This window comes from Pedobacter sp. ASV28 (assembly GCF_016428855.1).
In the GTDB taxonomy this organism is placed as follows: domain Bacteria; phylum Bacteroidota; class Bacteroidia; order Sphingobacteriales; family Sphingobacteriaceae; genus Pedobacter.
In genome coordinates this window covers 1-288 of the sequence record NZ_JAELTN010000157.1, presented here as the reverse complement: position 1 = coordinate 288, position 288 = coordinate 1, and the positions used below count along the sequence as shown (strand labels likewise).

Annotated in this window: 1 protein-coding gene; it reads right to left on the bottom strand. The window is 51.7% G+C overall.

What is annotated here, in order from left to right:
* On the bottom strand, window positions 1-288 hold a 288-nt coding region (locus tag JHD79_RS22670), incomplete at both ends, for a YDG domain-containing protein (protein WP_199121630.1).

Genomic DNA, 288 nt, shown 5'->3' with positions numbered 1-288 from the left:
TAATGTTATCGCCAGAAAGGGCATTGCTGCTAAGGGTCACCGTAGCATTGCTGGTCGCATCGTACACCTTGTTGCTTCCAGTAGCGGAAACCATCAGGGCAAATGGCGTAATGTCGGCAGTGGTACTTGCCGTGGTGTTAAATGTATAGTTGGTCGCGTCTGTTCCCGAAAGGCTGATGCCCGAAACCGAAACAGGCTTGCCGTTGGCTACGGTCTTGCTGTTGAACGTAGCGGAGGTATAGGCTAGGGTAATGTTATCGCCAGAAAGGGCATTGCTGCTAAGGGTCA